The following is a 2,549-nucleotide window of genomic DNA, read 5'->3' as shown; positions in this document are numbered from 1 at the left end:
GAGAGCTACTCCACCGAAAGCCCGGCCACCGAGGCGTCCACGACGCCCCGCGCCGTCCTCAACGTCTCCGGCGCAGCCGTGGGCCGACGCAAGCAGGCCGACCACACCGTCTCCTCGGTCCTCCTCCGCAAGATCTGACCGCGCCCCCGGTCGCTGTTCGCCGCCGCGCGCACCGCACAGCCACCGACCTCGAACCCCTTCACCGCACGATCGGCGCAGGCTCGCCGCCACCCACGAGCCGTCAGCGTGAATCGCGTGCCAAGCGATTTTCGCGCGGCTAACGCGACCCGCTCCACCCGCGCAACGACCTCGCGAAGCCGACCGCGAGGTGCCGCGCAAGGAGCGGCGCCGCAACAAGCACCGCCGCGTGCCAAGCGATTCCCACGCGGCGAACGCGACCCGCTCCACCCGCGCAACCACCTCGCCAAGCCGACCGCGAGGAGCCGCGCAGGGAGCGTCCCAACCCACGAGCCGTCGTGGGAATCGCGTGCCAAGCGATTCACCCGCGGCGAACGCGCCCCGCTCCACCCATCGCAACCACCTCGCGAAGCCGACCGCGAGGGGCCGCGCAGGGAGCGGCCCCGCAACGAACACCGCCGCGTGCCAAGCGATTCCCGCGCGGCGAACGCACCCCGCTCCACCCATCGCGACCACCTCTCCAGGCCGACCGCGAGGAGCCGCGCAGGGAGCGGCTCCTTAAGACCGCAGCCGCTCGAGCACGACCGCGGCGAGCGATTCGGCGAGGCGGTCGGCCGTCTCCTGCGTCTTCGCCTCGACCATGACGCGCACCATCGGCTCCGTGCCGGAGGGGCGCAGGAGCACGCGGCCGTCGCTGCCGAGCTCGGCGGTGGCGTCGGCGACGGCGGAGGCGATGACCTCGTCGTCGCGGACGCCCTCGCGGTCGACGCCGCGCACGTTGAGGAGGGTCTGCGGGAAGACGGACATGACGGCGGCCAGGTCGGCGATCGTGCGTCCGGTCCGGGCCATCTCGGCCGCGAGCTGGAGGCCGGTGAGCACGCCGTCGCCGGTGGTGGCGTAGCGGCTCATGATGACGTGGCCGGACTGCTCCCCGCCGAGCGAGTAGCCGCCGTCGTTCATCGCCTCGAGGACGTAGCGGTCGCCGACCGCGGTCTCGATGACGCGGATGCCGGCGTCGCGCATGGCGAGCTTGAGGCCGAGGTTGCTCATGACGGTGGCCACGAGGACGTCGTCGCGGAGGGCGCCGCGGCGGGCCATGGCGGTCGCGAGGATCGCCATGATCTGGTCGCCGTCGACGATGCGGCCCTCGGCGTCCACCGCGAGGCAGCGGTCGGCGTCGCCGTCGTGGGCGATGCCGATGTCGGCGCCGGCCGCGCGGACGGCGTCGGCGACGTTGTCGAGGTGGGTGGAGCCCACTCCGTCGTTGATGTTGAGGCCGTCGGGGTCGTTGCCGATGACGGTGACGGTCGCTCCGGCGTCGGTGAACACCTGGGGCGAGATGCCGGCGGCGGCGCCGTGCGCGCAGTCGATGACCACGTGCAGGCCGTCGAGACGGGTGCCCTCGAGGGATCCGAGCAGGTGGAGGACGTAGCGGTCCTCCGCGTCGGAGAAGCGGGTGATGCGGCCGACGTCGGCTCCGGTCGGCGTGAGCGGCGGGACTCCGAGGGCCGCTTCGATGCGGTTCTCGAGCTCGTCCGGGAGCTTGCGTCCGCCGGCGGCGAAGAACTTGATGCCGTTGTCGGCGGCGGGGTTGTGCGAGGCCGAGATCATCACGCCGAAGTCGGCGTTCTCGTCGGCGATGAGGTAGGCGGTGGCGGGCGTCGGGATGACGCCGGCGTCGAGCACGTCGACTCCCGCGCTCGCGAGACCCGCCGCGACCGCGGCTCCGATGAACTGACCGGAGATGCGGGGGTCGCGGGCGAGCACGGCGACGGGCCGACGGCCCTCGGCCCGGGCGGCCGCTCCGAGTACACGGGCGGCCGCCTGGGCGAGGCCGAGAGCCAGGTCGGCCGTGACCTCGCGATTAGCGAGGCCACGGACGCCGTCTGTTCCGAACAGGCGCGGCATGGTGCGCAGTCCCTTCTCGAGCTGCTGGTCGTGCGGCCGTCAGGCCGCGTCGACTAGCGCTTCGAGAACTGGGACGCCTTGCGGGCCTTCTTGAGACCGGCCTTCTTGCGCTCGATGACGCGGGCGTCGCGGGTCAGGAAGCCCGCCTTCTTCAGGATCGCGCGGTTGTTCTCGCGGTCGATCTCGTTGAGAGCACGGGCGATGGCGAGGCGCAGCGCGCCGGCCTGGCCGGAGGGGCCGCCGCCGGTGATCTTGGCGACCACGTCGTAGGAGCCGATCAGGTCGAGCACCTTGAAGGGGTCGGTGATCAGCTGCTGGTGCAGCTTGTTGGGGAAGTACTCCGCGAACTCGCGGGCGTTGACGGTCATGCCGCCGTTGCCGGGGACGAGGCGCACGCGGGCGATGGCCTGCTTGCGTCGGCCCACGGCTGCGCCGGAGACGTTGAGGACGGCGCGGGGCGTCGTGGACGCCTCGGTGGCCGGGCTTTCGGTGGAGTAGCTCTC

Annotated in this window: 2 protein-coding genes and 1 pseudogene; 1 reads left to right on the top strand and 2 read right to left on the bottom strand. The window is 72.5% G+C overall.

Features of this window, described 5'->3' with window-relative positions; all coding sequences use genetic code 11:
- Positions 1-120, top strand: a pseudogene (locus tag C5C27_RS17205) (30S ribosomal protein S9); the annotation flags it as partial.
- Between the two features lie 576 nt (positions 121-696).
- Here the strand turns inward: C5C27_RS17205 and glmM are convergent.
- Both glmM and rpsI read right to left on the bottom strand, forming a co-directional pair.
- On the bottom strand, positions 697-2,046 hold the full coding sequence (glmM, locus tag C5C27_RS17200) for a phosphoglucosamine mutase (protein ID WP_104251130.1): 1,350 nt from the start codon (positions 2,044-2,046) through the stop codon (positions 697-699).
- Between the two features lie 53 nt (positions 2,047-2,099).
- On the bottom strand, positions 2,100-2,549 hold a 450-nt coding region (gene rpsI, locus C5C27_RS17195; RefSeq protein ID WP_104315008.1), incomplete at its 5' end, for a 30S ribosomal protein S9.

Source organism: Rathayibacter sp. AY2B7, assembly GCF_002931635.1.
Taxonomy (GTDB): domain Bacteria; phylum Actinomycetota; class Actinomycetes; order Actinomycetales; family Microbacteriaceae; genus Rathayibacter.
The sequence above is the reverse complement of the archived record's forward strand: the minus strand, read 5'-3'. Positions and strand labels throughout refer to the sequence as shown.